This window comes from Salinimicrobium oceani (assembly GCF_012037645.1).
Genome location: NZ_JAAVJR010001614.1, coordinates 1 through 287 on the forward strand (window position 1 = coordinate 1; position 287 = coordinate 287).

1 pseudogene is annotated in these 287 nt (G+C 40.4%); it reads right to left on the reverse strand.

Annotated elements, in window-relative coordinates:
• Positions 1-258 (reverse strand): annotated as a pseudogene (locus HC175_RS23305) (hypothetical protein); the annotation flags it as partial.
• Positions 259-287: the final 29 nt, after the last annotated feature.

Sequence of the window (287 nt, forward strand, 5' to 3'; positions counted from 1 at the left end):
TCCGTCCTCAAGGTAACTGAAAGGCGAAGAGCCGAAAGCTATTGATGCTGCCATAAGGCAACCGTCTACAACACAATGTGCTTTTTTGCTGCTTTCGGTTTCTTCATGTGGGGTTTGTGCCGGGGATCCATTGTTTACTAAGCCAAAAAGATGTCCGAATTCGTGATGTAAAGCTGTGGTTTGAATTTCGCTTCGGGACAAAGAACTTCCTGACATTTCTAAAACTTCCTTATCAAAAATAATCATAGAAGTGTTCATATAGGCTTTACCAATTATCTTTTTGTTCT